A 1,052-nucleotide genomic window follows, 5' to 3' on the forward strand; every position below is an offset into this window, starting at 1 on the left:
TGGTGCCCGAGGCCGGACTTGAACCGGCACGACTTGTTAGTCGAGGGATTTTAAATCCCTTGTGTCTACCAATTCCACCACTCGGGCATCGAGTTTGCTAATTAAAGCGTGTGGAGTAAATTATATGGAGGCGGAACCCGGAGTCGAACCGAGGTAAACGGATTTGCAATCCGGTGCATGGCCACTCTGCCATTCCGCCTAAATGTATCCAAATAATTTGGAGCGGTACACGAGGCTCGAACTCGTGACCTCGACCTTGGCAAGGTCGCGCTCTACCAACTGAGCTAGTACCGCAAAATATTGTTTTATCGACTTTAAACTATCTTGGTAAAATAATTTAAAGTGGTGCCCGAGGCCGGACTTGAACCGGCACGACTTGTTAGTCGAGGGATTTTAAATCCCTTGTGTCTACCAATTCCACCACTCGGGCATCGAGTTTGCTATTAAAAGCAAGTGGATAAAACTAATATGGAGCGGTACACGAGGCTCGAACTCGTGACCTCGACCTTGGCAAGGTCGCGCTCTACCAACTGAGCTAGTACCGCATCATATTAATTCTAAATTAACTATTTTATAAATTACACTTGGCAATGCAATTAAACCACAAAGTGGTGCCCGAGGCCGGACTTGAACCGGCACGACTTGTTAGTCGAGGGATTTTAAATCCCTTGTGTCTACCAATTCCACCACTCGGGCATCGAGTTTGCTAATTAAAGCGTGTGGAGTAAATTATATGGAGGCGGAACCCGGAGTCGAACCGAGGTAAACGGATTTGCAATCCGGTGCATGGCCACTCTGCCATTCCGCCTAAATGTATCCAAATAATTTGGAGCGGTACACGAGGCTCGAACTCGTGACCTCGACCTTGGCAAGGTCGCGCTCTACCAACTGAGCTAGTACCGCAAAATATTGTTTTATCGACTTTAAACTATCTTGGTAAAATAATTTAAAGTGGTGCCCGAGGCCGGACTTGAACCGGCACGACTTGTTAGTCGAGGGATTTTAAATCCCTTGTGTCTACCAATTCCACCACTCGGGCATCGAGTTTGCTA

At 47.3% G+C, this 1,052-nt stretch carries 9 tRNA genes; all 9 read right to left on the reverse strand.

Annotation, left to right across the window (positions count from 1 at the left end):
• Window positions 1–87, reverse strand: a tRNA-Leu gene (locus tag L647_RS0110455).
• A 38-nt stretch (window positions 88–125) separates the two neighbouring features.
• Window positions 126–199, reverse strand: a tRNA-Cys gene (locus tag L647_RS0110460).
• A gap of 19 nt (window positions 200–218) precedes the next feature.
• A tRNA-Gly gene (locus tag L647_RS0110465) sits at window positions 219–294 on the reverse strand.
• A 49-nt stretch (window positions 295–343) separates the two neighbouring features.
• Window positions 344–430: transfer RNA gene (locus tag L647_RS0110470), tRNA-Leu, on the reverse strand.
• 39 nt (window positions 431–469) lie between these two features.
• Window positions 470–545 (reverse strand) — tRNA-Gly (locus L647_RS0110475).
• 64 nt (window positions 546–609) lie between these two features.
• A tRNA-Leu gene (locus tag L647_RS0110480) sits at window positions 610–696 on the reverse strand.
• Window positions 697–734: 38 nt separating this feature from the next.
• Window positions 735–808, reverse strand: a tRNA-Cys gene (locus tag L647_RS0110485).
• A 19-nt stretch (window positions 809–827) separates the two neighbouring features.
• Window positions 828–903 (reverse strand) — tRNA-Gly (locus L647_RS0110490).
• Between the two features lie 49 nt (window positions 904–952).
• A tRNA-Leu gene (locus L647_RS0110495) sits at window positions 953–1,039 on the reverse strand.
• Window positions 1,040–1,052: the final 13 nt, after the last annotated feature.

The organism is Pseudoalteromonas sp. TB64 (genome assembly GCF_000498095.1).
Classification (GTDB): Bacteria; Pseudomonadota; Gammaproteobacteria; order Enterobacterales; family Alteromonadaceae; genus Pseudoalteromonas.